26 protein-coding genes are annotated in these 25,991 nt (G+C 57.2%); 15 read left to right on the top strand and 11 right to left on the bottom strand.

Annotated elements, in window-relative coordinates; translation table 11 throughout:
* Positions 1–194: 194 nt before the first annotated feature.
* Both NUW46_RS19415 and NUW46_RS19410 read left to right on the top strand, forming a co-directional pair.
* Positions 195–755 (top strand): hypothetical protein, encoded by a 561-nt coding sequence (locus NUW46_RS19415; RefSeq protein WP_418141007.1) that lies wholly within the window; start codon positions 195–197, stop codon positions 753–755.
* Positions 756–837: 82 nt separating this feature from the next.
* A complete protein-coding gene (locus tag NUW46_RS19410) occupies positions 838–1,536 on the top strand; it encodes a hypothetical protein (RefSeq protein WP_418141006.1) in 699 nt (232 codons plus the stop codon).
* 46 nt (positions 1,537–1,582) lie between these two features.
* Here the strand turns inward: NUW46_RS19410 and NUW46_RS19405 are convergent, their stop codons facing one another.
* A complete protein-coding gene (locus NUW46_RS19405; protein ID WP_418141005.1) occupies positions 1,583–1,900 on the bottom strand; it encodes a CcdB family protein in 318 nt (105 codons plus the stop codon).
* Complete coding sequence (locus tag NUW46_RS19400) at positions 1,900–2,145, bottom strand: type II toxin-antitoxin system CcdA family antitoxin (RefSeq protein WP_418141004.1); 246 nt, start codon at positions 2,143–2,145, stop codon at positions 1,900–1,902. Before NUW46_RS19400 ends, NUW46_RS19405 begins: the two co-directional genes overlap by 1 nt.
* Positions 2,146–2,299: 154 nt before the next feature.
* Here NUW46_RS19400 and NUW46_RS19395 point away from each other — a divergent pair, with 154 nt between their 5' ends.
* Positions 2,300–2,632, top strand: a complete 333-nt coding sequence (locus tag NUW46_RS19395) for a putative quinol monooxygenase (RefSeq protein ID WP_418141003.1) — start codon at positions 2,300–2,302, stop codon at positions 2,630–2,632.
* Positions 2,633–2,689: 57 nt separating this feature from the next.
* Here the strand turns inward: NUW46_RS19395 and NUW46_RS19390 are convergent, their stop codons facing one another.
* On the bottom strand, positions 2,690–4,792 hold the full coding sequence (locus tag NUW46_RS19390; RefSeq protein WP_418141002.1) for a molybdopterin-dependent oxidoreductase: 2,103 nt from the start codon (positions 4,790–4,792) through the stop codon (positions 2,690–2,692).
* Positions 4,793–4,956: 164 nt separating this feature from the next.
* On the opposite strand from NUW46_RS19390, the gene NUW46_RS19385 reads away from it, so the two are divergent.
* Positions 4,957–5,730, top strand: a complete 774-nt coding sequence (locus NUW46_RS19385) for a CLCA_X family protein (protein ID WP_418141001.1) — start codon at positions 4,957–4,959, stop codon at positions 5,728–5,730.
* 43 nt (positions 5,731–5,773) lie between these two features.
* Here the strand turns inward: NUW46_RS19385 and NUW46_RS19380 are convergent, their stop codons facing one another.
* Positions 5,774–6,457 carry a DUF4396 domain-containing protein gene (locus NUW46_RS19380; protein WP_053113333.1) on the bottom strand — a complete coding sequence of 228 codons (684 nt, stop codon included), beginning with the start codon at positions 6,455–6,457 and terminating at the stop codon, positions 5,774–5,776.
* Positions 6,458–6,490: 33 nt separating this feature from the next.
* Positions 6,491–9,085 carry an EAL domain-containing protein gene (locus NUW46_RS19375; RefSeq protein ID WP_418141000.1) on the bottom strand — a complete coding sequence of 865 codons (2,595 nt, stop codon included), beginning with the start codon at positions 9,083–9,085 and terminating at the stop codon, positions 6,491–6,493.
* Positions 9,086–9,324: 239 nt separating this feature from the next.
* On the opposite strand from NUW46_RS19375, the gene NUW46_RS19370 reads away from it, so the two are divergent.
* The 6 genes from NUW46_RS19370 (at position 9,325) to ahpC (ending at position 15,678) form a co-directional block, all read left to right on the top strand.
* The gene (locus NUW46_RS19370) at positions 9,325–9,537 is read left to right on the top strand and encodes an acetyltransferase (RefSeq protein ID WP_418140999.1); all 213 of its coding nucleotides are present in this window, start codon (positions 9,325–9,327) and stop codon (positions 9,535–9,537) included.
* Between the two features lie 195 nt (positions 9,538–9,732).
* Positions 9,733–10,326 (top strand): transcriptional regulator BetI, encoded by a 594-nt coding sequence (betI, locus tag NUW46_RS19365; RefSeq protein ID WP_069182365.1) that lies wholly within the window; start codon positions 9,733–9,735, stop codon positions 10,324–10,326.
* 62 nt (positions 10,327–10,388) lie between these two features.
* Positions 10,389–11,858: a betaine-aldehyde dehydrogenase gene (betB, locus tag NUW46_RS19360; RefSeq protein WP_418140998.1), complete on the top strand. Its 1,470-nt coding sequence runs from the start codon at positions 10,389–10,391 to the stop codon at positions 11,856–11,858.
* Between the two features lie 27 nt (positions 11,859–11,885).
* Complete coding sequence (betA, locus tag NUW46_RS19355) at positions 11,886–13,571, top strand: choline dehydrogenase (protein WP_418140997.1); 1,686 nt, start codon at positions 11,886–11,888, stop codon at positions 13,569–13,571.
* A 196-nt stretch (positions 13,572–13,767) separates the two neighbouring features.
* Entirely contained in the window at positions 13,768–14,985 is a 1,218-nt protein-coding gene (locus NUW46_RS19350) for a choline transporter (protein ID WP_069182362.1), read from the top strand.
* Positions 14,986–15,114: 129 nt separating this feature from the next.
* Positions 15,115–15,678, top strand: coding sequence for an alkyl hydroperoxide reductase subunit C (gene ahpC, locus NUW46_RS19345; RefSeq protein ID WP_069182361.1), 564 nt, complete (start codon positions 15,115–15,117; stop codon positions 15,676–15,678).
* A 77-nt stretch (positions 15,679–15,755) separates the two neighbouring features.
* Here ahpC and NUW46_RS19340 read toward each other — a convergent pair whose 3' ends face one another.
* Together NUW46_RS19340 and NUW46_RS19335 are read right to left on the bottom strand one after the other, a co-directional pair.
* On the bottom strand, positions 15,756–16,232 hold the full coding sequence (locus tag NUW46_RS19340) for a peroxiredoxin (protein WP_222465692.1): 477 nt from the start codon (positions 16,230–16,232) through the stop codon (positions 15,756–15,758).
* On the bottom strand, positions 16,213–16,968 hold the full coding sequence (locus NUW46_RS19335) for a DUF3581 domain-containing protein (protein WP_136630132.1): 756 nt from the start codon (positions 16,966–16,968) through the stop codon (positions 16,213–16,215). Before NUW46_RS19335 ends, NUW46_RS19340 begins: the two co-directional genes overlap by 20 nt.
* A 258-nt stretch (positions 16,969–17,226) precedes the next feature.
* Between NUW46_RS19335 and ahpF the strand changes: the two genes are divergently transcribed.
* The 3 genes from ahpF to NUW46_RS19320 all read left to right on the top strand — a co-directional run bounded on the left by ahpF (position 17,227) and on the right by NUW46_RS19320 (position 21,015).
* On the top strand, positions 17,227–18,813 hold the full coding sequence (gene ahpF, locus NUW46_RS19330) for an alkyl hydroperoxide reductase subunit F (RefSeq protein ID WP_418140996.1): 1,587 nt from the start codon (positions 17,227–17,229) through the stop codon (positions 18,811–18,813).
* A gap of 174 nt (positions 18,814–18,987) precedes the next feature.
* Positions 18,988–19,758, top strand: a complete 771-nt coding sequence (locus NUW46_RS19325) for a hypothetical protein (RefSeq protein ID WP_418140995.1) — start codon at positions 18,988–18,990, stop codon at positions 19,756–19,758.
* Positions 19,759–19,860: 102 nt separating this feature from the next.
* Positions 19,861–21,015, top strand: coding sequence for an ABC transporter substrate-binding protein (locus tag NUW46_RS19320; RefSeq protein WP_418140994.1), 1,155 nt, complete (start codon positions 19,861–19,863; stop codon positions 21,013–21,015).
* Here NUW46_RS19320 and NUW46_RS19315 read toward each other — a convergent pair.
* Both NUW46_RS19315 and NUW46_RS19310 read right to left on the bottom strand, forming a co-directional pair.
* Complete coding sequence (locus NUW46_RS19315) at positions 21,012–21,680, bottom strand: transglutaminase-like domain-containing protein (protein ID WP_222465689.1); 669 nt, start codon at positions 21,678–21,680, stop codon at positions 21,012–21,014. The two genes, NUW46_RS19320 and NUW46_RS19315, sit on opposite strands and share 4 nt — an antisense overlap.
* A gap of 116 nt (positions 21,681–21,796) precedes the next feature.
* Positions 21,797–22,525: a TrmH family RNA methyltransferase gene (locus NUW46_RS19310; protein ID WP_418140993.1), complete on the bottom strand. Its 729-nt coding sequence runs from the start codon at positions 22,523–22,525 to the stop codon at positions 21,797–21,799.
* A gap of 156 nt (positions 22,526–22,681) precedes the next feature.
* Between NUW46_RS19310 and rlmE the strand changes: the two genes are divergently transcribed.
* Positions 22,682–23,302: a 23S rRNA (uridine(2552)-2'-O)-methyltransferase RlmE gene (rlmE, locus tag NUW46_RS19305; RefSeq protein WP_418140992.1), complete on the top strand. Its 621-nt coding sequence runs from the start codon at positions 22,682–22,684 to the stop codon at positions 23,300–23,302.
* Between the two features lies 1 nt (position 23,303).
* Here the strand turns inward: rlmE and NUW46_RS19300 are convergent, their stop codons facing one another.
* Positions 23,304–24,338 (bottom strand): histone deacetylase family protein, encoded by a 1,035-nt coding sequence (locus NUW46_RS19300; protein ID WP_418140991.1) that lies wholly within the window; start codon positions 24,336–24,338, stop codon positions 23,304–23,306.
* A gap of 144 nt (positions 24,339–24,482) precedes the next feature.
* Between NUW46_RS19300 and NUW46_RS19295 the strand changes: the two genes are divergently transcribed.
* Positions 24,483–25,031, top strand: coding sequence for a YgjV family protein (locus NUW46_RS19295; protein ID WP_418140990.1), 549 nt, complete (start codon positions 24,483–24,485; stop codon positions 25,029–25,031).
* A 9-nt stretch (positions 25,032–25,040) separates the two neighbouring features.
* Here the strand turns inward: NUW46_RS19295 and NUW46_RS19290 are convergent, their stop codons facing one another.
* A complete protein-coding gene (locus tag NUW46_RS19290; protein ID WP_418140989.1) occupies positions 25,041–25,910 on the bottom strand; it encodes a carbohydrate kinase family protein in 870 nt (289 codons plus the stop codon).
* Between the last annotated feature and the right edge of the window lie 81 nt (positions 25,911–25,991).

Raw genomic sequence — 25,991 nt, 5'->3', positions numbered from 1 at the left:
CTTGCCCAAGGCGTTAAGCTTTATTCGGAGACCTTGTGCCAAAGTACAGAAGCATATTTCACGCTCCTCCTAAGGTAATAAACCGCTATTACAGACGAAAGTGGACGCGAAAGTACTGGCCTCCGGTTGAAGCCGCAACACGGCGATACTCCAGGATCACTTTGACCTTCCGGGAAAGGAAGAAGAATAAGGTTTTGCAGGCCACCCTTGAGACGTTTAAGAGTGAGGCCGAGCGAGCAAACAGCAAGGGGAACGAATGCACACAGGCGCTCATGAATATGGGGCTGTTTTACCTGTTGGCTGAGAACGATATTCAGGCTGTCAAAATTGATGCTCTAACTCACCCTGATGAATGGAAGAGAAAGTTGTCACTGAGGATTATTCTGCTCACCATTTATGAATGGGACATGGGAAAAGTGGCAGGAAAGAATCTCAAGACCCTGCTATCACGCTCTTCAGTACCCGAAGAAGTGCAGAATGAGTTATTCGAATCACTGAGGACGCTGAAGAGGGCACAGCGTAAAGCAGCGAAAATCCTTCATCAGCCAAGGAATTCTGTTATTGCTCATCGAGATGCCAATGCATTGGCTCAAATAGAAACTATCGAAAACTTGAATGCCAAAGAAGTATTCGGTGCCGCAGAGGATTTTTATGCCTCTTCAGATCGATTTATGGGTGCATTCTCAAAAGTACTATTGCAAGCAGGCAGCTTACACGGCTTGGTTGCTTTTATGCTGAATGAAAAGAAGGCTTAACAAGCGGCTGTTGTAGGACGCACCTACGCTGTCGCTCCGGTGCGCCGCAAAGCCAGGGCGTTAATCCCAAAGGGGTGGAGTTGTGGTTGAATCACTTGATCAGGCTTGCGCGATTATCAATGTGTGGAAGCAGGAACTAAGGTCAACTGTAGAGCCGCTATCGAAAAATTTGGCATTTAAACCGACGTTCGAAGCTGATTACTACCACGAAGCGATCGTCTATCGGTTTATCGAGCTTTTTGAGTCAGCACAAATTTTGTACAAAAAGCAGCTATTTGTCGGTGCTGCTCTATCTGCAAGGGGAACCATTGAGACGCTGGCTATTCTTTGGTTCTTGAACGAGAAACTCAGGATGGTGACAAAGACCGAAGATTTTCGCAGCTTCTCTTCCCAGTTAGAGAGACTTCGTTTCGGATTCACCGGTGATCCAAAACTACCGGAACGAATTAACATACTCAACGCTATAGACGCAGTAGATAAGGCCTTAGACGGCAATCTTAGGCGTTTTTACAACATCCTTTCTGAATATGCCCACCCGAATTTTTCAGGTACGTTAGGTGCTTATGCGTCGGTGAACAAGGAAACGATGGAGGTGTCTCTGAGCTTCGCCAAGGCCGAAACGAAACCAATAAAAGAAAACGTCGAGCGTGCAATAATTTTATCAGCAGGGATCTTCGAAAATATAAAGGAAGCCTATGATCAGGTCATAAATGATGTATTGCGATTGAGCAAACGCCTACATGACCAAGGCAAGCTCAGGGGAATGCTCGACAAGGATTAACAATTCGCGCAAGGCGGACGGCTTTCAGCCGCCGCTTCGCTCCGCGTTAAATGCCGGTGATAGCCAGGTCCAAAGCTCCCACAATCTGGTCTCTGAAATGTGAGAGAGAACCAATAGGGCTCTTGAGATGTTTTCCAGGCACGGAGGAAATTTGCGGAGTTAACAGCAACAGCTCTTGATCGGCAAAGCTGATTTCGGGAGTGAGCCCTTGCATGGCTTCGCCACCGAAGGCAGAACGTTTGCCCAAAGGGATAACAATGCGAGTTGCCAAATCGCTCAGAAGGCTGCTCTGAATATCCACAAGGTAAGGATAGTGAGCCTTGCTGATTTTGCTCGGGTTAGGGTACACATCGAACTGTGCCATCAAAACTCCCTGAATTCGTCGCCGAAGCATCCATGTTGTTCGACGAAATCGTTGTAGCTTTTTATCGCAGCGCGATTCTCTTCAACCCACTGAGCGGCTTCGCGTTTCGAAAGCTCTTCTTTCAGAGCTCGTTCCAGGGTGGCAGACAAGTTAATGTTCAGTTCCCGGGTCTTACGCAGAAGATCGCTATTGATTGAGAGGTTCGCTGCCTTTTTGGGGGCGGCTGAGTCAAAGAGTTCGGCCATGAGGGCCTCCCAGAAAATTTAGAATACAAAGCTTGATCCTATGCGCATCGCTATGCGCATGCAAGCAGTTAACCAGTGTCTGTTGTCGGACATGCCTACGCTGGCGCTCTGTCACGCCGCAAAGCCAAGGCGTTAGCACTCAGAGAGAAAATGAATGTTTGTTGCCGTTTATGAGTTTGAAATCAAGGAAGGCACAGAGACTTCATTTCGCGAAGCCTGGCTTGAAGTGACGAAAGCTATCTATCAGCACTGTGGCAGTTTTGGTTCGAGACTCCATACCTCAGACAAACCGAATATCCTGGTTGGTTATGCTCAGTGGCCTGATCGGGAAACGTGGGCGAAAGATCGTCACGTAATCGATGAAAAATATCACAGGGCACGCAAACAAATGCTCGACTGCCTGGTTCGATCGAAAACCGTTTATGAACTGGAAGTCAGTGACGATTATTTGCATGCCGATCAGTCCCGTAGTTCCAACCAGGACTGACTGACAGCCTTCCCCCGTTCAGCGAGACGCGCCACCTTATCCACGCCCTATCTCACATCAGGCTGCGCGTACGGCTACCCTCGTACCATTGAACGCCGCATTGCCCGTCAGTGCGTCAATGCGCCCGGAATCAGTGACGTCGTTCATGCTCACGCCGGGTTGTCCCTGGGCGATCGACATGGCGGTGTCCGGCCGGTTATGGCCCCAGCCCTGGGGCATGCTGATCACACCCTCGAACATATCGTCGTCGATTTCCACCGGCAGGTTGATGCTCCCGGAAGCCGACGTAACCGTGGCCAGTTGTCCGTCTTCAAGCCCGATTTTGAGGGCATCTGAGGCGTTCATCTGCAACGTGCACGGGTTTTTGCCTTTTACCAGCCGGTGGGAGTTCTGGGTCCAGGTATTGTGGCTGCGGGGCAGGCGGCGGCTGATCAGCGTGAACGGATAGTCGCTGTTCTCATCTGCCTGCAACAGGCCCGAGGCATCCAGGCGTTTCAGGTCGTCCAGATACAGCTGCGGAGCCACCCGGATCTTGCCGTCCTCAGTCTGGATGCGCTGCGCCAGGCAGGGCTGAAGCGGTCCCAGATCGACGCCGTGGGGGCTGGCCTTCAGGGTCTCCAGGCTCATGCCTTCTTTTCCGTAGGCGCCGTGTTTCAGGCCCAGATCCAGCATGGCCTCCGGCGTAACGCCATCGTCTTCCAGGCCCGTTAACTGCAGGGCCAGATCCCGCAGAATTTCCCAGTCGTGTTTCTGGTTTGGCGCTTTTTCGAACATCGGTTCCGAGAATTTCGCGGTATTGCGCACGGCGAAAGAGTTGAAGAACACATCGAAGTGCGGCACTTCCAGCCCGGTCGTGGCCGGCAGGATGATATCGGCGTGACGGGTGGTTTCGTTCAGGTAGATATCCACCGACACCATGAAATCCAGGGCATCGAAAGCGTCTTCCAGTCGGGCTCCGCCGGGCGCCGAAAGCACCGGATTACCGGCGATGGTGATCATCGCGCGGATCTGGCCCTCGCCCGGGGTCAGGATCTCATCGGCCAGGGTGGCCACGGGGAATTCGTTGTTGAAGTAGGGCAGTTTTCGCACCCGGGACTCGTAACGGCCATAGGAACTGGGCTTGCCCTTTTTGTCCCGCACCAGATCAAAGGCCGGCTGGGGGAACATGGCGCCGCCGCGGCTATCGAAGTTGCCGGTGAGAATGTTCAGTACGTTGGTCAGCCACTGGCAGAGGCCGCCGAAGGATTGAGTGGAAGCCCCCATGCGGCTGTAACAAACGGCACTCTTGGCAGCCGCCATCTCCCGTGCCAGCTCGCGGACGGCGCTAGCGCTCATACCGCAGGCGTTCGCCACGGATTCCGGAGCATAGGGTCTGACGGCCTCGGCCAGTTGCTCCAGCCCGTCGATCCGGTCTTCCAGGTGGCCAAGGGTAACCAGCTGTTCCTCGAACAGGGTGTGGACCATGGCCAGCATGAACAGGGCATCGGTTTCCGGGCGGATGAACAGGTGCTGGTCGGCCTTTTTCGCGGTTTCGGTGCGCCGTGGATCAACCACCACCACTTTGCCGCCCCGTTGCTGGATGGCTTTCAGGCGTTTGCCCACCCCGGGTGCGGTCATCAGGCTGCCGTTGGAGACAATCGGGTTAGCACCAATGATCAGCATGAAATCCGTATGGTCGATGTCGGGCACCGGAATCAGCATGCCGGCGCCGAGCATGTAATTGGAAGCCACGTGATGCGGTAACTGGTCGGCGGAGGCGGAGCTGTAGCGGTTGTTGGTGCCCAGGGCCTTGAAGAACCGCGGCAGCATGATGGCGTTGCCAAAGTTGTGGGCGTTCGGATTACCCAGATACACCCCGACCGCATCCTGCCCATGTTCCTGCTGGATACCGCGAAACCGCGAGGCGATTTCCTCGAAGGCAGCTTCCCAGCTGATCTCCTGCCAGCCGTCCGCGGTGCGCCTCATGGGTGTTTTCAGGCGGTCCTTGTCGTTGTAGAAATCCTGCAGTGCGACGGCTTTCGGGCAGATATGGCCGCGGCTGAACGGGTCGTTGTTATCGCCCTTGATGGACAGGATCTCGTTACCCCGATGCTGGATTTCGAGGCCACACATGGCTTCACAGATATTGCAGGTGCGGTAATGGGTCTGGGTGTCGGTCATGGCAAACACTCACTCGGGATATTGTCATTATTGGTTCTGGCAGTGTGGCACAGGCCGGCGAAAAATCAGACGGTCATAATTCACATAAAACCGGTCAATCCCGCCAAATGATGTTTCTCCCGGTGTCGGAAAGACAGGCCGGAATTTCATCGTACAATAGCGCCATGGCCAGATCTTTTTACCGTCAGGGCCCGGACCATCGTGCCGGTGCGCCTGTTACCTTTCTCGACGTCCGCCGTCGTTTCCAGTTCCGTTCCATCGAGCTTGGCCGCTGGGTCACCGAGCCGGAGAAACAGCGCAGTGCGTCGCTGTTCTACGATGCCCTGTGCGACCTGATGACCATTCTTGGTGGCACCGAGTCGCTGGTGTCCCTGCGCGGCACCCTGGCGTTGCAGTACGGAATTGGCGGCCGGCCCGGCGTGTCGGCCCATTACACGCCGGCTACCCGCAGTTTCTCGCTGGCCAAGAACGCAGGCCCGGGCAGCATCGCCCACGAGTGGTTTCACGCCTTCGATCATTACATCGGCGAGAAACTTTTCGGCGAGGCCCAGAGAGGCCAGTTTGCCTCGAAACTCTGGCTTGGACGCGACGATGCGATTCGTCACCCTTTGAATGACCGTCTGCAGGCCTGCTTTAAAGCGGTTTTGCTGGACGAAGACGGCGCAGAGCCCAGCGAACTCTTCCGTTGCTCGATAAAGGCCGACAAAGCGGCCGGGATTCAGTACTTCAGCCTGCCCGAGGAACTCTGCGCCCGGGCGTTTGAGGCCTTTGTGCAGGATTCCGACGTAAAGAATGCCTTTCTGGTAAGCGGAACCCGGGAATCCGAAGAGGCAAAACTGGGGCTTTATCCCGTTGGCGCGCAACGGGAACGGGTTAATCGTGCATTCCAGGGTTACTATTCAGCCCTGGGGCAGGCCCTGCGCGCGGCCGGAAGCTGATCGCTTCCCAGGCAGGTTCACGCAGGCCTAAGCCATGGAGCCGTCAGTGGCAGTGCGCGTGGGAAGCAGCGTCCTCATCCCGTGGGTCGCCCATGCCGCCTTTGAGGCCGTATTTGATCAACAGCAGATTGGCCGGCCAGGCGGCAAACAACCCAAGTGAGAGCGATACGTAAAGTGATGACCAGAACAGGGCATCACCCATGGTTGCTTCTCCGCCCAGATACAGGTCGGTGGTGATTGCCACAGACTCCATGACCACAATACTGATGGTTTCCGCAACGAACGCGCCCTTGAAGGCTTCCTTGAAGGGCATCCCGTTCTGCATCATCGGGCCAATGTTCAGGGCAAAGCCGAATATATACGCGAGGGTAAAGGTGATGATGGCTGCCCAGAAGTTGCCCATGGCAAACAGGCCAACCGAGATGATCACCCCGAGTATCTCGCCTATACCGCAGCCCGAATAGCAATGGGCCACCGAACGAAAACCCTTGCGGGCAAGACTGTCCGTGGGGATCTGTTTGCGCCCGGAATAGCGGTAGATGGCAAGGCCTATCGGTCCCGAGTAAAGCACGGTAAGCCCCCAAACCCACTGCATCATGGAGGCGATATGGCTGTTGCTGGTTTTCAGGTCGTAGATCACCCAGGCAACGCTGGCGCCAACGAGGGCCAGCCAGATTCCGAGACCTGTCCAGGTGTCGATAAGGGCCTGAATCTGATCAAGGCTCATAGAAAGAACAATCCTTTCCTGAGAAATGTACACCTAGTCTAGTCCGTGGAGGCGGGATGTCTTTCTTTCAACTGCCAGCCATGCCTTGAGATCGTCCAGAGACTTCGGTGGGCAGATCCAGTAGCCCTGGAGCATTTCCGCTCCGAGAGATTCAAGAAGGTGAGCCGATTTTTCGGTCTCAATGCCTTCGGCGACCACCCGATAACCCAGGCCCTGGCCCATACTGATGGCCGTTCCCACAATCATCCGGGCGCTGTCGCTGGACTCGATGTCCTGCAGCAGGGTGCGGTCCAGCTTTATTTCGCTGGCTGGCAGCTTCTTCAGGTAGGAGAGTGAGGAGTAACCGGCGCCGAAGTCGTCAATCGAGAGCTTGAGCCCGATCGCCGTCAATTCATTCAGGGCTTTCAGGCCCCGGTGTGGATCGTCCATGGCCGCGGTTTCGGTGAGTTCGATGATGACCTGTTCCGCCTTTAGCTGATATCGCTTTATGCGGGTTTCAAACAGGCCAATCAGTTCTGGAGAACTGAGGTCGCGAGCGGAGATATTCACTGAGACGGTCAGCTCCGGATCAATCTCGTGGAGTGCTTTGAGATCGTTCATCGCCTGATCCACCACCCAGCGTGTCAGGTGTTTGATCACACCGGTTTTCTCCGCCATGGGAACGAAGTCAATCGGTGGCACCCAGCCCCTTTCCGGATGGTGCCAGCGAATCAGGGCTTCCACACCCACCACCTTGCCCGTGGCCAGATTGGTTTTGGGTTGGTAGTAGAGTTGGGTCTGATTGTTGTGCAGAGCCTCCCGAAGGTCAGACATCAATGTCAGCCGGCTCTCGTCGTAGATATCGTTTTTCCGGGAATACAGACCGGTCTCATAGGGACCGTGAGGGGCCATTTCCATGCCAACGTGGGCGTTGCGGATCAGGAGAGCCGCTTTTTTTCCGTGTTCCGGAAAGCTGGCGGCACCGAACCGGGGATTGGGTTCTATGGCGATGTTGTCCAGTAACACCGGTTCGGCCAGTTGCTTCAGGGCATTATCCAATGACTTGAAATCGTCCCCCGTTTTGCCGATATCCACCAGCAGGCCAAAGCTGTCTCCGGAAAGCTGGTAGACCAGCTCCTCACGACCTTCGGAATTGACGGTGGAGTGAACCATAGGCAGCCCGGCTGCCAGTTCGATCATGTGTTCTGCCATCGCTTTGAGCAGGCGCTCACTGCGGTCGAGGCCCAGGGTTCGGTTGATTTCCTTCAGCTGGGTTATCCGGGTAACCCCAACCATGAAGCGACCATTGGGGTGTTGCCGGAATTGCTCATCCACCATCCACTCGAAGCGGTTGCGGTTTGGAAGACCGGTAACCGGGTCATGGGTGAGAGCTTCATTCAACCGGGTCTGGGCATCGCTGCGGGCTTTCTGCTGTTGCAGGATGTCGGCCTGGGCCTGGATTTTCTGCTCCCGTTCCCGATAAAGCCGGTCGGCAAGGGCGAGCGTGAGAATGAAAGCTTCTAGGCCGGATCCTATCTGCATGGCGTACTCGGTAAAAAAGTTCTCCGGCAACAGGCCAAGAGCGCGCCCGGCTGTTGCCGAGACTCCTACCGTGAGTGGTGTCCAGGCAATGGTGAAGAATATGCCGGCCCGAACACCGGCGGCCCAGGTGACAGGACCTGCCACCAGCAGCAGCGAAAAGAATCCGAATGCGGAGATTGCCGCAACCCGGATACCGGTGTCGTAGCTCAAGAGTGGAGCGCTCAGGAAATACAGAATCTCGAACGCCAACATAGCTTGCAGAGCGCGGTAAAGCCGCGGGCTATGTGAGCGGACTTTCAGGAACTCCATGCAGAACAGCAGTGAGAACATCGCCAGGAAAGGGATGGAGAGCATCAACACATGGGCATGCAGAAACGGCGATTCCGGATAGACATGCTGGAGGGTGTAACCGCGAACCGCGGCAAAAAACAGGAAATACCCGGATATGGCCAGCGCGTAGTACAGGTAAAGCCGTTCACGCAGGGTCAGGAACACGGCCAGGTTGATCAGAATGATGACCGCCAGGCTGCCGTAGTAGAAAAAGTGCAGTTTTTGCTCGTTGGCGGCGGCCTCATAAAAATCACTCTGATGCCATATCTGTAGCGGCACCACCATCGTGCCTTGTGTTGCTATCCGTATGTAGAGCGTTTTCAGGTTGTCCGGTGCCACCTGGAACCTGAACAGCATACTGGGATGGTCAACATCCCTCGGATAGAAGGGGCGGGTATCCCCGGTGCGGAATTCGCGAAGCAGTGTGCCCCCGGAGAGCTCGTGGAACACCACGTCATCGAGCTGCGAGTAGGCCAGCTCGGCGATCAGCAATTGGTCACGATCGGTCTGGTTATGCACCTCAACCCGCAGCCAATAGGCGGAATCTGTGATGCCAAAGGTCGCTTTGCCAGTGGGCCTGTGCTGCCAGGCGGAATCGGGAAGAGCGCGAACCTGGGCCAGTGTTGCGGCGGCACCGGTGTCTTCCCAGTACTGAAAGTGGCTCTCAATCGGTGCGCCAGAGACCACTGAAACCGGGCCGGCATCCGCGTGGACAGACTGGAACACGCTCAAGGCCAGCATCAGAACAAGGATACGCAGAGCATTGCTGAGGATCACGAACAGTAGACCCCGTTATTTAGCCAGCAGGCTTTTATTTTTGTCTCAAAGTTCAGCTTATCAATCTTTCTGCGCCAGAAAAGCCGCCAACCGATATTTAATGTAGCGAAATGTCTCATATTTCGAGTTTTCCAGCGTTTCCTGCGCGCGCCCCGGGCTCCCGGTGACCAGGCTTGCCTGTCTGGATGGCGGTGCATCTGCTACGTTAAAGGGATAAAACCTATCTCGAGGAGGCCTCCATGTTTGTCGCTGAAAAAGCAACCGGGCACCTGATAGAAGTGCTGGATACCCAGGCACTGTTTGATCCCCATGTTCAACAGGTTCGCGGCAGCCTCCATTACGGGGAAGAGGCGCAGGACCCGGATTCCTTTGCAAAATCGGACCTGGCCTTTCCCTCCGGTGAAGCGCTTCCGGTGTGCTGGACCGATCCCGACTACCGCCGCCATAGCTGACCCTTTCCTGATTTTCCCGCCGCCGTCTCAGGGCCAAATCACCCAGGCCCTGAAGTTGGCAGTTTTCCAGACACGTTTGAATTTCCCGTCTTGCTTGTGTAAGCTTTTTATTAATTGAACGTTCAATTAATAAAAAGCAGGGCCAGGTCGCGCTGCTTTTTAACACCGGAAACAAGACGAGTAGCCGAAGCCGCCATGCCAAAAGTTGGGGTTAAAGACACACGCAAGCAGCAACTGATTGAAGCCACCATGGATTCGATTGCTGAGCTGGGTATGCAGAACACCACCATTGTCAGCATCAGCAAGCGGGCGGGTATGTCCTCAGGGATTATCAGCCACTACTTCGGTGGCAAGCAGGGTCTGATTGAGGCGGCTCTGCGTTATCTGCTGGATCAATTGGGCAAGGAACTGCGGGAGCGCATGGCCAGGACCGACCGCTCCCCTGAGCAGCGGTTGAATTGCATCATCGAATCGAATTTTTCCGAGTTCCAGCGCTCGGCGCTGGCGGCCAAGACCTGGCTGAGTTTCTGGGCCCGGTCGATGCATGAGCCGGGGCTCAAGCGGCTGCAGCAGATCAACAACGCCCGGCTGTATAGCAATCTGCGCTATTCGTTTGCGCAGGTGCTCGAACCGGCTGCGGCGACCGAAGCGGCCCGGCAAACCGCGGCAATGATCGACGGTTTCTGGCTGCGCAGTGCCCTGAGCCTGGACCCGGCAGAAAGCTTTGAAGCCGGCGAGCGGCTCTGCAAGAAATTTGTCCACGAGACACTGGCCCAGGCCACCGCCTGAGCCGCGATAGATTCAAATGGCCCACAAGGCCTGAAGAAACCGAACCGAGGTATCTTATTACTATGTCTGCATCTCTTCCTGTTGTTCAGAATTTCGTCCATGGCCGTTTTCTGGCCAACAGCACCGGCGAAACCTTCCCCGTGGTGAACCCTGCGACGGGTCAGGTTATCTATGAAGTGGAAGTGGCGGATGAGTCCGTGCAGCAGGCTGTCATCGAAAGTGCCCGGGCCGGCTTTGCCGAGTGGTCTGCGATGACGGCCATCGAACGCAGCCGGATTCTGCTGCGGGCGGTTGCACTGTTGAGAGAGCGCAATGACGAGCTGGCCGCCGCCGAAGTTCGCGATACCGGCAAGCCCTGGCAGGAAGCGGAAGCCGTGGATGTGGTGACGGGCGCCGATGCGATCGAGTTCTTTGGCGGCCTGGCGCCGTCCATCGAAGGCAACCAGCAGGACCTGGGGGGTGATTTTTATTACACCCGCCGTGAGCCCCTGGGCATCTGTGCCGGCATCGGCGCCTGGAACTACCCGATCCAGATTGCCTGTTGGAAATCCGCGCCGGCTCTGGCTTGTGGCAACGCCATGATCTTCAAGCCCTCAGAGGAAACCCCCATGGGTGCGGTGAAGCTGGCGGAGATCTTTACGGAGGCAGGTGTGCCCGCAGGCGTGTTCAACGTGGTGCAGGGCGCCGCCGAAGTCGGTCAGTGGCTGACCCATCATCCAGAGATTGCCAAGGTCTCCTTCACCGGCGAAGTGGCTACCGGCAAGAAGGTGATGGCAGCGGCATCTTCCACCCTGAAAGACGTCACCATGGAACTCGGCGGAAAATCCCCGCTGATCATCTTTGACGATGCCGACCTGGAAAACGCCATCTCTGCCGCCATGGTGGGCAACTTCTACACCCAGGGCGAGATCTGCACCAACGGTACCCGGGTGTTTGTCCATGAAGATCTGTACCCGCGTTTCATGGAACGCCTGCTGGAGCGCACCCGCAAGAACATCAAGCCGGGTGATCCGATGAATCCGGATACCAACTTTGGCGCCCTCATCTCGGCAAAACACCGGGATCTGGTGCTCGATTACATCGCCAAAGGCCTCTCTGAAGGGGCCACCCTGAGCCACGGCGGGCGGGCCTTTGAGCCGGAGGATTCCAAAGGCGGCTATTTCGTGGAGCCCACCATCTTCACCGACTGCACCGATGACATGACCATCGTGAAGGAAGAGATCTTCGGGCCGGTGATGTCGGTGCTCACCTTCCGCGACGAGGACGAGGTGATTGCCCGGGCCAACAACACCGACACCGGTCTGGCCTCGGGCGTGTTCACCAACGACATCCGCCGGGCGCACCGGGTGATTCACCAGATCCAGGCCGGTATCTGCTGGATCAACAGCTACGGTGCCTCCCCGGCGGAAATGCCGGTGGGCGGCTACAAACTCTCCGGCATCGGCCGGGAAAACGGGCGCGAGACCATAGCGCATTACACCCAGATCAAGTCCGTCTACATCGGCATGCAGGATCTGGATGCCCCGTTTTAAGCCCGCAAGCCACAGAGGAGAACGCGTATGACAGAAAACCGATACGACTACATCATCGTGGGTGCGGGTTCCGCCGGTTGTGTATTGGCCAACCGCCTGACCGAGGACGCGCGCCACCGGGTGCTGCTGCTGGAAACCGGCGGCAGCGACAAGAGCATCTTCATCCAGATGCCCACCGCCCTGTCCATTCCCATGAACACCAAGAAATACGCCTGGCAGTTCGAGACCGAGCCGGAGCCGTATCTGGACAACCGCCGCATGCATTGCCCCCGGGGCAAGGTTCTGGGGGGCTCTTCCTCCATTAACGGGATGGTGTATGTCCGTGGCCACGCCCGGGATTTCGACGAATGGGATTCCGAAGGCGCCACCGGCTGGCATTACCGGAATGTCCTTCCGTATTTCAAAAAAGCCGAAACCTGGGCCTTCGGCGGCGATGATTACCGGGGTGATAAAGGCCCGCTCGGTGTGAACAACGGCAACAACATGCAGAATCCGCTCTACAAGGCCTTTATCCAGGCGGGTTCCGATGCTGGATATTTCGAAACCGGCGATTACAACGGAACCCAGCAGGAAGGCTTCGGCGCCATGCACATGACCGTGAAGAACGGTCGTCGCTGGTCCACCGCCAACGCCTATCTGCGCCCGGCCATGGAGCGCCCGAATCTGACGGTGGTCACCCACGCCCTGGTGCACAAGGTGTTGCTGGATGGCAAAACCGCCACCGGTGTCCGTTACGAGCAGGGCGGCAAGGTGCACGAGGCAAAAGCCGCCGAGGAAGTCATCCTGTCGGCCGGTTCCATTGGCTCACCCCACCTGCTTCAGCTGTCCGGAATTGGCAAGCGTGAGGTACTGGAAAAGGCTGGTATTGAGGTAGCGCACGAGCTACCCGGCGTTGGTGAGAACCTGCAGGACCACCTGGAGTTTTACTTTCAGTACCGCTGCAAGCAGCCGGTGTCGCTCAACGGCAAGCTGGACTGGTGGAACAAGCTGAAGATCGGTGTTCGCTGGATTCTCCGTAAGGACGGTTTGGGCGCCACCAATCACTTCGAGTCCTGTGGCTTTATCCGGTCCAAGGCCGGCGTCGAGTGGCCCGACCTGCAATATCACTTTTTGCCGGCGGCCATGCGCTACGACGGTAAAGAAGCCTTCAACGGAGACGGATTCCAGCTGCACATTGGTCACAACAAGCCGAAAAGTCGGGGTTTTGTGCATGTGCAATCGGCCGATCCGAAACAGGCACCGACCATCCGCTTCAACTATCTGCAGCACGAGGCAGATCGGGAAGGCTTCCGGGATTGTGTGCGCCTGACCCGGGAAATCATCAATCAGCCGGCCATGGACGAGTATCGGGGCGCGGAGATCCAGCCCGGTGCCGAGGTGCAGACCGATGAAGAAATCGATGCGTTTGTCCGCCAGGCGGTGGAGAGCGCCTACCACCCGTCCTGCTCGTGCAAGATGGGCACCGACGAGCTGGCGGTGGTGGACCCGGATACCCGGGTACGCGGCATCCGGAATCTCAGGGTGGTGGATTCGTCCATCTTCCCGACCATACCCAACGGCAACCTGAATTCGCCCACCATCATGGTGGCCGAGCGGGCAGCCGACCTGATTCGGGGCAGGGAGCCCCTGCAACCTTCTGACGCGACTGTGGTGATGGATGACCAGTGGCAGGTGCGTCAGCGCCCGGGACAGGCAAAGCGCGCGCTCGCATAGCGCGTCGTCATCCCGCCCGGGCGTGCAACGCGCCCGGGGTTTTGCAAGCCCTCAGGATTTCCCTATCAGCGCGACGGTGTTCTGCCGTTTTCGGGCGCCGGATAGGCAAGTCCTGGGTTTGTGTCCGATTCGAACCAAGTAGAGGAGGAACACCCATGCTGTTTATCAAAAAGAAAGAAAGTAACCGGAGGACGTTATGACACTCTGGTTATCCGCAGGTCTGATATTCACCTTCGCCGCCATTGCCCTGATTCTGTACAAATGGTGGGACATCCAGTGTATCGGCGTCACGCCGGTTCGCACCTTCACCTTTATCGCCATACTGTTCACGTCCGGTCTTGATGTGGGCCTGATCATGTTCCCGCTCACCGAGTTTGGTGGTTATGGCGATCTGTCTGCCAGCCCGGAGTATGGTTTTGCCAACCCGCTGGCCATTGAGTTCGGGTTCTGGGCATTTCTGATCTGGGGCTTCTATTTCCTGACCTGTTTTTACTTCGCGATCATCGAGCCGCGGGTGAAGTTCTTTGAAATTCCGCTGGTGAAGATCGTTAACAACGTTGTGATCATCGGCACCTGCGCTTTCACCGCCTATCTGTTGCTGGTGAACCTGCCCTGGTATCTGCCCATGCTGGGTGACGGCGAGTCCGTGGTACCGGCGTTCTACTTTATCGTGTTTGCTGCGATTGGGCTGGCGGTCTACTCCAGCTCCAAGATCAAGTATGTGCGTATCCTGAGTCTGGGCTCGAGCCTGCTGTTCATTGCTCTGATTGCGGGCATGTGGTTCCGGGCGTTTGTCATGGGGGCCGGCTCGCCGGCAGATTTCCTCGGCACCGCCGGATTGATCGGCGAATACTTTGCCAACATTCATCAGTTTGTCCTGCCCATCAATGACTACCACGAGTTCTACCTGTTCTGGTGGTTTGCCTGGAGCATCATGATCGGTCAGTTTACGGCCCGCTTCGTTAGCGGTATTCGTACCTGGCAGTTGCTGATTGCCATGCTGGTGGTGCCGTCCATCGCCATTGGTGTGTGGTTTACCGTGCTTTACCACTATCATGCGGAAGGCTTGCAGATTGCGGCGTTTACCAACCTTGCCATGATCTCGGTGGGCGTGTTGATGGTGGTGAACTCACTGGATTCGCTGATCCGTCTGTACACAGACAACCTGAATCTCACCGCCCAGCGCCTGGGACGGGCGAATTACGTGGTGTTCAATTTCCTCGCGATGGTGGGTCTGACCATGCTGTTCCAGCTGGATTTTCTCCGGATTCAGTGGGTAGGCGCCCTGGTGATCGCACTGTATTTCGGCTGTTTCGTCTACATCCTGGCGAAGAAGCGGGCCGAAGTGGCTGCCATTAAAGCGTCACCGAAAGAGAATATTCTGGACTTTGGCAAGATTGAACTTGCCGGTTAAGACCCCATAAATAGGCAGAGCCTATCCTTGGCTTGGAAATTATCAATTTTATCGCGGCGCTGCATGTCAGTACCTTTAGCGCCGTAAATTCATCCACTTATTGAATCCATCAACAAGGAGTTATCTTTAATGGGCATCATTAACAGCGAGATCAAGCCGTTCAACGCTACCGCTTTCAAAAACGGCGAGTTCGTTGAGATCAGCGAAGCCGATGTAAAAGGCAAGTGGGCGGTATTTTTCTTCTACCCGGCCGACTTCACTTTCGTTTGCCCGACTGAGCTGGGCGACGTTGCAGACAAGTACGAAGAGCTGCAGAAGCTGGGCGTTGAAGTGTTCTCTGTGTCCACCGACACTCACTTCACCCACAAGGCATGGCACGATGCTTCCGAGACCATCGGCAAGATCCAGTACTACATGGTAGGCGACCAGACCGGCACCATCACCAACAACTTCGGTGTAATGCGTGAAGGCCAGGGCCTGGCAGACCGTGCCACCTTCCTGATCGATCCGGATGGCGTTATCCAGGCTATGGAAATCACTGCCGAAGGTATTGGCCGTGACGCTGACGACCTGATGCGCAAGGTCAAAGCGGCACAGTATGTTCGCAAGCATCCTGGCGAAGTATGCCCGGCCAAGTGGAAAGAAGGCGAGGAAACACTGGCTCCGTCTCTGGACCTGGTTGGCAAGATCTAAGCTCTCCTTACGGATAGCTTATGAACGAAAAACCCCGGATTTTCCGGGGTTTTTCGTGTCTGGATATAAGGTATCGCTCAGAGCGACTCGAGAATGGTCTCGGCCTTGGTGAGGTCCAGCCCCTGCGGGTCTACGTGTAGCAGCTCCACCTTGCCATCGTTGACGATCATGGCATAACGCTGGCTGCGAATGCCCATGCCGTTGGCGGTGCGGTCCTGGGTCAGGTCCAGAGCCTTGGCGAATTCTGCCAGGCCATCGGCCAGCATGACGATCTCGTCGGCATTGTGGGCCTTGCCCCAGGCGTCCATCACGAAGGCGTCGTTGACCGAGGTGCACACGATGGTATCCACGCCCTTCGCGCGCAGCTTGTCGGCGTTCACCACAAAGCCGGGCAAATGAGCGGCTGAACAGGTCGGTGTGAACGCACCCGGTACGGCGAACAGGACGGCTTTCTTACCGGCAAAAAGCTCGCTGGTGCGGATTTTCTCCGGCCCTTTTTCGCCCATTACCTGAAGTTCGATATCTGGCAGGGTATCACCCGGCTGAATTGGCATTGCTCTGGTCTCCACGGTTGTTCTTGTTGAAGTAGTCGGCGCCGCGGGCCTTGAGGCGATAGAACTCTTCAATCACGCCGGCCATCGCCTCTTCGGAATACGGTCGCAGACCACTTAATACGAGCCGTTTGGTCACTTCACCCACCGGTTTGCCGTTAGCGGTAAGGCGGTATTCCAGGAAGACATTGCCGCGCTTGCCGGCCTCTTCCAGTGTCGCATTGTGCAATTCGAGCTCAGGGGACGGTAGATCGAGGTTGTCCAGAGCCAGGCTCATGCTCTCGTACATCACCATGGGGCGATCGGGATTGAACATCACCCCGTTCGACTCCATCAATGGTTTCAGGGTGTGGGGGAAATTCTTCCCCGAGGCCGCCACATAGGCGCGGGTAATGGCCTCGATCAGCTGTTGGTCGTTTGTTGTGGCGCCACTGCGGTCCACTTCAATATAGACCTTGCCGGCATCGTCGCAGACCTCAATCGTATCCTCGGTTTCGACGAATTTGAGAGGTACATTCTCTCCGAGCAGGCTGCGGAACCGGAAGGTCATGTTTTCCGACAGTCCGAAGCGGGCCAGCACGATAGCAAACAGCAGGTCGCCTGGAACACAGAAACGGCGGGCATCCGGATCATGGATGGGATTGAAATCCCCGGCGATTTCCTTGGCGAACTGGCTGGCTTGCAGAGCGGAAATTACGACGTGTCCGTCCTGGACGGAGTGGAAACGGTCTAGAAACATGCGTTGCCTATTCTGGGTACCGGAGAATGATGTTGCGACACTATGACAGCATCATACTGCGGCAGGCTTTCGGTGGATATGCGCTATTGGTCAAGTCCCGGGCAGAGGCAAGTCTCAAGGTATAGCAAAGTTCTATCAAACAGTTTGGGTCAATTAATTTGAGCATCGGGTAGCCGGACCGTATCTTTGCACCAACTTCAATTGACCACCGTATTTTTTCAAATACTTAGTTTCGAAATTTAAAGGAGAAGTCGGAATATGTTGGATGCCAATATCAAGGAACAGCTCAAGGCCTACATGGACAAGCTGCAGCAGCCGATCGAGCTGGTTGCGGCCTATGACGACAGCAAGAAGTCCCAGGAACTCCGGGAACTGCTGGAAGAACTGGAACCCATGTCTTCCAAGATCAGCCTGCGCACCGAAGAATCCAATGATGTGCGTCGTCCTTCCTTCGCCATTAACCGTGTAGGCACCGATATTGGCGTTCGCTTTGCCGGCATTCCCATGGGCCACGAATTTACCTCGCTGGTACTGGCCCTGCTGCAGGTGGGCGGCCACCCCTCCAAGGCTTCCCAGGATGTGATTGAGCAGATTCAGTCGCTGGAAGGTCGGTTCGAGTTCGAGACCTACTTCTCCCTGTCCTGCCAGAACTGCCCGGATGTGGTTCAGGCACTGAATCTTATGAGCGTGCTGAACCCGAACATCAAGAACACCTCCATCGACGGAGCCTTGTTCCAGGATGAAGTGGAGCAGCGCGAAGTCATGGCGGTGCCCAGCGTTTACATGAACGGTGAGCCCTGGGGCCAGGGCCGTATGACCCTGGAAGAGATTGTCGCCAAACTGGACACCAGCTCCAGCGAGAAAGACGCCGAGAAGATCAACCAGAAGGATACCTTCGAGGTTCTGGTGATTGGTGGCGGGCCGGCCGGCGCCTCTGCCGCCATCTACGCAGCCCGTAAGGGAATCTCTACCGGCATCGCAGCCGAGCGTTTCGGTGGCCAGGTGGCTGACACCATGGGAATCGAAAACCTGATCTCCGTACCTTATACCGAAGGCCCGAAACTGGTCTCGGCCATGGAGCAGCACGTCAAAGAGTACGACGTCGATATCATGAACATGCAGCGCGCCGAGAAGCTGATTCCAGCCTCGCGCCCGGGCATGCCCCACGAAGTGCGTCTGGAAAATGGTGCCACCCTCAAGGCGCGCAGTCTGGTTCTGTCCACTGGAGCTCGCTGGCGCCAGATGGGCGTACCGGGAGAGGAAGAGTACCGCAACAAGGGCGTGGCCTACTGCCCGCACTGTGACGGTCCCCTGTTCAAGGGCAAGCGTGTTGCCGTTATCGGCGGTGGTAACTCCGGTGTTGAAGCCGCCATCGACCTGGCCGGCATCGTGGGCCACGTGACCCTGATCGAGTTCGGTGCCGAAATGCGCGCTGATGAGGTCCTACAGAAGAAACTGCGCAGCCTGAAGAACGTGGAAATCATCACCTCCGGACAGACCACGGAGATCACCGGTGAAAACGGCAAGGTAAATGGCCTGAACTACACCGACCGTAAGTCCGGTGAGCAGCACCACATCTCCCTGGAAGGTGTGTTCGTGCAGATTGGCCTGGTGCCCAACACCGAATGGCTCAAGGGTGACATCGAACTGAGCCAGCACGGTGAGATCATCGTCAACGATCGCAATGAAACCTCCATTCCGGGAGTCTTTGCGGCGGGCGACGCGACCACCGTGCCCTACAAGCAGATCGTCATCTCCATGGGTGAGGGTTCGAAGGCCGCCCTGAGCGCCTTTGACTTCCTGATCCGCAACTCCGTGGATGAAAGCGAAGACGAAGCGGCGTAAACCAGAAAACAGCCGCCTGATGAGAGAGAAGCACCGGAGCGATCCGGTGCTTTTTTTATGGCTAAACCCACAGGTTTAACAAGGTTTTTCTGGCACAAGTGAAACGTCGTTGTCATACTTCCAGTCCTGTATGAAAAATAGTCACTTTTACCGTCATGGACCGATGCGCGTGGTATGAAACGCTTCCTCCTGTCTATCCTTGCGTTACTGTTTGGCGCAAGCCTCCTGAGCGCCCCTTCAGTGGCCGATCCGGTCGTTCGGATTGCGGTTCCGGACATCACCAGTCTGTTGACCGAAAACGGCGACGGGGTTTACCAGAAAATCCTGTATCGGGCCCTGGATGGTCTGGACGTTTCAGTGAGTGAAGAGTTCTATCCCTACAAACGGGCGATGCTGGTGTTCGAGCAGCGGGGCGCCGACTGCATCTATTCTTTTACCGAAGTTCTCGAGCGGCGGCTGGGGGAAGACGCCGTTGTCGCGAGTTTTCCCCTCGGCAAGTTCACTTACTATCTGTTTACCCCGCCGGGTGACGAGCCCGTCAGTGCTCTGTCCAAACTGGAGGGCAAAACCGTAGGGGCGGTCATTGGCCATGAGACCTATCTGGATGGGGTTCTGGAGGCTCACAATGTCGATGTGGTCTGGTCCAAGAGTGATGCCCAGAATCTGGCCATGCTTGAGCATCAGCGATTTGGCGCTATGATCGCTGCCGTTCCCGATGTGCGTCCGTTCCTGGACAAGCTCAGCTACGATCCTGCAAGTCCGCTGCTTGAAAGTTATGACCGGCTAACCTGTCACAACACACAAGCCAACCGGCAATTCCTCAGAAGCCTGTCGGCCGAGATGAAGCGCCTGAAAAACGCCGGCGTCTATGAACAACTGGCCGGAAAGCTCTATGTCGAATTTGAAGAGCCGGCCGCCGCGGCTGAACCTTCTTCCCTGAACTGAGACTTCGGTTACGCATCTCCGCTTGTCTGTTACACGGCAGGTCGGTAGCTTAGGCTCCACGAAAGCCAACCCAGGCAGATCCTCCAGAGGGTGATTTGTTTCATGAGGTCTTATCCAGCCCGCTTGTTGATCAGTTTCCTGCTCCTGCTTGCAGCTCCTCTTGCAAACGCCAGTCTCAGACCCAGTGTTGTTTTTCTGTCTCCGGACGACTCCCGTTTCTGGCAACTGGTGGCCGGTTTCATGGAGGCGGTGGCGGAGGATCTCGAGGTAGATCTGGAGGTTCAGTACGACCGGGAGAGTCATCGATTCAGCTATCTTCGCATGGCGAAGGACGTGTTGGGCCGTGACGAAAAGCCGGACTACCTGCTGTTCATGTGCAAGGAGAATGTCACCGAACCCATGCTCAGGCTCGCGGATGGGGCGGGGGTAAAGGCGTTCACTTTCAATACCGATGTGCCTGACGGCGCCCGAGCCAGCATCGGTACGCCGCGAACGGTTCTGCCGGCCTGGCTAGGCCACCTGTCTCCGGACAATATTGCCGCCGGTCGCACCCTGGTAACGCTACTGGGTAAGCAGGCCGAACAATCAGGGCTCGCCTCCGGATCCAGAATTCCCATGGTGGCCCTCTCGGGAACACGGGATTCCTCTGCCGGCAAGGATAGGGACGGGGGGATGCTTGCTGCTGCCGTTCAACAGCGCAGTGAGCTTCTGCAGCTTGTGTATGCCAACTGGAGCGGTGCCCTGGCCCGTGAAAAAACGGAAGTCCTGCTGAAACGCTATCCGGAGACTGTTTCCATCTGGAGCGCGAGCGATGGCATGGCACTGGGGGCCATTGAAGCTGCCCGGAATGCCGGCCGGGTCCCGGGGCAGGATCTGCTGGTGGGCAGTGTCGACTGGCAACCCGAAGCCCTGGATAAAATCCGGTCGGGGGAGTTGCTGGTCAGCCTGGGGCGGCATTTCATGGGTGGTGGGCTTGCCTTGCTCCTCCTGCATGACTACCACAATGGCCGGGACTTCGATGATATGTCACCGGACTATGTGTTCCGCTACAAGCTGGAACCGGCAACCCGTGACAATATCGATCAGGTACAGCGCATTGCGGATCCGGAGAATTGGGGCAGTGTCGATTTCCGACAGTTCAGCCGTGTTGGCGAGTCTGAGACTGCGAAGGCCGTGCCTGACCCTGATGCCGTGCTGGATGCGATCACTGGAGCGCTGACAAGGCAGGAAACGGGCTCGGTAGCGAGCAGGCTCTAGGGCCTCGATATATCCTGCTCGAGACTCCCCTTGGGCATGTCAGGTTCTTCCTCGTCCTCGAAGAGATGGCCGTAGGCCTCACGCACTCCGGAGACGATGAATTCGTGGGGCACGTCGTCGAACAGGCCGTGGTCGTTCACATATTCCATGTGCGCATGACCGTCCTCGGTGTACTCCTGAAACATGGAATCGTGCACCCCGTCGAATTCCAGCGGTTCCACCTTCATCAGCTCGCACAGTTGCCGGTTGAACGCAGGGGTCGCCTTGACCCATTGGCCGTTCAGGAACAGCTCGATGTACCCATGCATCCGGAAGATGTCCGACTGCAGCCATTCGATCAGTTTCGGGCTTGAGAGATGATTGCGCACATCGGCCAGCCCAAGCCGGCTGGGAATGCCAATCGAGCGAGCTGCTGCGCCCAGAAGAACGGCCTTGGGGATGCAGTAGGTTTCGCCGCTTTCCAGGGCATAACTGGCACTGAACGTGTTGGCATCAGTACGGAACACGTAAGGGTTATAGCTAATACTGTCGCGAACAGCGAGATAGAGCGTCTTGATCTGCTCCACCGGCTCATCAGGAACACCCTCCAGCTGTGACTCAATCCAGGCGGCCAGCCGGGGATGGTCATAGTCGAAAAAGGCGGTGGGCTGGAGATAGCGTTCCATAGTCATCGGTCCGGTTTCAGGATCAACCTCTGATCGTGCTCAATTGGCAATCGTCAGGCAATGGCGGTATCCGCCAGAACCATTGCCGAAAATGCTCACAGAATTCGGTTTGCAGCCTAAAGCTCTCGCATTAATTCGTAGGTGCACATATTGACCGCCGATGCCAGGTTCAGGGATTCGATTTGGCCCTGGCCTTGAATGCTGTAGGGCGCCGCCTTTAGATGGTCGAGAGCTTCGCGCGGCACACCCCGGGCTTCGTTACCAAACAGATAACAGTCGTGCTGGCGGAAAGCCTGCGATGTCATCGAACTGCCTTTGAGGTCCAGGCAGGCAAGGCTCTGGTAGCGGTCGGCAAGGCTGGCCAGTTCAACGTCGGTTTCAAGAGGCACGTGAAAGAGCGCCCCCATGCTGGCACGCACCACTTTTGGATTGAACGGATCCACACTGCCCGGGCTTAACAGGCACCGGAAACCGCCGAACCAGGCCAGGCTGCGGAGTATGGTGCCCAGGTTGCCGGGGTCCTGAACCTCGTGCAGATAAATCGCTTTCTCCCCGGGCACCGGTTCAGCCGGTCGTTCCGGCATGGGGACCACCGCCAGAATCCCCTGGGGTGTTCGGGTGTCGGCAAGCTGTGCCATCTGGCGATCGCTGATGACATGGGTTTTGAACGGGCTCTGCCAGTGCTCATAGGCACCGGTGACGTACAGTTCCGAAGCCTTCAGAGCAGGTTGGCTGGCAACGGCTTTCTGCAGCTCAAGAATCAGGTGCTCACCCTCAACAAGGTAGTGGCCAAACGACTTCCGGTATTTTTTCTGGTGCAGCTTTTTGATGTCGGCCAGATTCACGAGGGGAGTCTCCGGTGAGGTGGGCTTGGTCGGTTCTGAAAAATCACAGAATGCTGGCCGGATTGTACGTGTGGCCAGCCCGGTTGTCAGGGTTTTGCCGCGGCCCGGCGCGGCACGTACAATAAGCGCTTGGCTTTCCCGTTCTGAAGAGACCCCATGGCCCGATCCAAAAGCAGTAACCGCTGGCTCGAAGAGCACGTCAACGACCCCTTCGTGAAGCAGGCGCAGGTGGATGGCTACCGCTCGCGTGCCAGTTACAAGCTACTTGAGATCAACAAGAAGGATCGGCTGATCCACCCCAACATGGTGGTTGTGGATCTGGGGTCCGCCCCCGGTGGCTGGTCCCAGGTGGCGGCCAAACTCGTGGGCCACAAGGGCCGTGTCATCGCCTCCGATATCCTGCCCATGGATGCCATTGCCGGCGTCGATTTTATCCAGGGTGATTTCACCGAGAACGACGTGTTCGAATCGATCATGGCCAACCTGGGCGATGACCCGGTCGACGTGGTGATTTCCGACATGGCGCCGAACATCAGCGGCGTGACCGTTTCCGACCAGGCCTCGTCCATGTACCTGGTGGAACTGGCGCTGGACATGGCAAGTCAGGTGCTGAAGCCCAAGGGCAGTTTCCTGGCCAAGGTGTTTCAGGGCGAAGGGTACGACGAGTACCTGAAATCCGTACGCGCCGTCTTCGACAAGGTGGTGGTGCGAAAGCCGGATTCCTCCCGCTCCCGCTCCCGGGAAGTCTACGTCCTCGGCAAGGGCTTCAAGGGCTGATTCAGCCTGCAGCCCGGTCGAATCCCTGCATCACGTTCACCGCATTGACGCCGATGGCGTCGACGTCGTAACCGCCCTCCATGGTAAATACCGTTGGTAGTCCAAGCTGTGCGAGGCGCTGGCCCAGGGTCAGATAATCGCCGGAGGTCAGTTTGAAGAAAGAGATCGGGTCCTCCTCGAAAGTGTCGACACCCAGCGCGACCACCAGGGCATCGGGCTGGAATGCCTGGATGCGCTCGCAGGCCTTCTCCAGCCCCTGACTCCAGACACGGTATGGCGTGTTGGGCGGGTAGACAATGTTCAGGTTGTAGCCCTCGCCTGCGCCCTCGCCAATCTCGTCTTCGAAGCCCAGAAAATGGGGAAACACCAGGTCTGGATCGCCATGCAGGCTGATGGTCAGCACGTCGTTGCGATCATAGAAAATCGTCTGGGTGCCGTTACCGTGGTGAAAGTCCACATCCAGGACCGCGACCTTGCCATAACCCTGGTCGCGGAAGGCCTGGGCCACGATGGCGGCATTGTTGAAGAAACAGTAGCCACCAAAAAGGTCGGCGTGGGCGTGGTGGCCGGGCGGGCGGCACAGGGCAAAGGCGGCGCGTTCGCCTTCGGCCACCAGTTTCTGGGCGGTCAGGGCCACGTTGGCGGAGGCCCGGGCCGCTTCCCAGGTGCCGTCCGAAATCGAGGTCTCCGCCGCAAAGCTGTAGTATCCCAGCCGGCCGTCGATGTCTTTGGGTAGCCGGTGGCGCATGCCGCGCCCGGCCCAGACCGCCGGAATCGCCTCGCCCGGTTTGCCGGCCGCCAGCCAGTCCTGCCAGCAGGTTTCCAGGAAAGCCACATAATCGGCCGTGTGCACCCGTTTGACGGGCTCCAGGCCAAATTCCTCCGGTTCCAGAATCTCCCCCAGCGCCTGATCCTTCACCCTTGCCAGGATGGTTTCGGCACGGGAAGGCTTCTCGTGGGGTTCGATCAGCAGCCCACCGTCCAGTTCGGTTTTGACGTGTCGGCGGCTGTGCAGTGGAGAGAATACGGTTTTCATGGTCCTGGGTGGGTCCTTGCTGAATGACGTGAGCACTTTGGCACAGGGAGCTGGATGGCTCAAAGGCATTGATTGTGGCAGGCTGAAACCTTTTGCAGACAGAGGGGATTACCGATATGGCGACGAACGACAGGCCGGTAAAGGATGATTGATCTGATCGCGGACATGACCCTCGCCGAGGTGCTGGGCCAGGTGTGCGGTCTGGTAGCCCTGGGTTTCTGCATAGCCGGTTTCGCCAACAAGAACGATGACCGGCTGATGGTGCTGCTCATTTCCGCCAATGTGGCCTTTGCCCTGATGTTCGCGTTTTTCCAGAGCTGGACAGCGTCGGCACTGACGGTTCTGGTGATTTTAAGGATCGCCCTGGCCCGCAGATACCAGGGCAACTGGTCCATTATGCTGGGCATGCTGGCGGTGAACCTGCTTGTCGCCTGGGCGACCTGGAAATCGATCACAGACGTTTTCCCCCTGGCCGCCGCGGTTTTCGGCACCTTGGGCATGTTCATGCTCCGGGGCATTCCCCTGCGGATCGTCCTCGGGTGCGCGGCCCTGTCCTGGATGCTCAACAACATCGTGATCGGCTCGGTGGGTGGCACACTGGCCGAAGGCATGGTGTTGGTCACCAATATCATCACCATCATCCGCCTCTACCGGCTTAAGAAGAAATACCCCGATTTCACCCCAGGCAGCTGATCCCGGGTGTCAGGCCAGCCGTTCCGGGCTCAGCTCGGGTGATGCAAGCTCACGGCTGGTCACACAGAGCGCTCCGCAGATTGCGCCGGCCCTCAGGCAGTCTGCCAGTTCGGCGCCTTGCAGGTAACGGTGCAGAAAACCGCTGAAAAACGCATCGCCGGCGCCGTTGGTATCGACCACCCCGGAGACTGGCATCACGGGTTGCTCCAGCCACCGTCCTTCCTTGTTCAGCAGCGTCGCCCCCTCCGATCCGTGGGTGCACACCACGAACTCCTTACCCCGAGCTATCAACCCTTCCATGGTGGTGCGGTAGTCCGGAAGATTGTCGCTGGACAGGAAGATGGCCCGCGCGGCGTCGATAAAGGGTTCGTGGTAGGAATTGTGGCCGTCGTAGTCGTGCAGGTCGGTCCAGATGGGCGTGCCTGAAGCCTTCAGCCACGGCAGGGCAGAGCGGGTGTAACCGAGGATGTTTACCACCGCCACGGCGCACTCTGCCAAAGCCTGTTGCGCCTGGTTCCAGTCCACCTGTTCCGGCTCCGGGGGCGGCTGGATGAACAGGGAAATACGTTTGCCGTCTGCAGACATGAGGTTTACGTGCTGTTCGGTCGGGGCGTCGGTCTGTTCCGTCAGAAGCCGGATCCCGGGGTGGCCGAGTGCGACCTGAATCTGCTGGCCTTCCGGATCCCCGCCCAGCAATGTATGAAAGACGACGGTTTGCCCAAGAGCAGCCAGGTTCAGGCTTTTGCCGGCACCGGTGCTGCCCAGGGCCCGGTAGCTTTCCCTGGGCCAGATGGTCTGTGGCTCCGGCGTTGGCAGTGCCGGGAGGTGAATGATGGTATCCAGCGATGCGCCGCCGAGAATAAGGATCGGTTTTGTCATGGTGGTCTTGTCCGCAATCCGGTAGGAATTGCCATTGTAGGCGGGGTTTCAATTCTGCAGATCCTCCCTCCGACTACGCCC

The sequence above is a fragment of the Marinobacter sp. MA genome (assembly GCF_048298425.1).
Taxonomy (GTDB): Bacteria; Pseudomonadota; Gammaproteobacteria; order Pseudomonadales; family Oleiphilaceae; genus Marinobacter; species Marinobacter salsuginis.
Note: the sequence above shows the minus strand (reverse complement) of the source record. Positions and strands in the feature narration are given on the sequence as shown.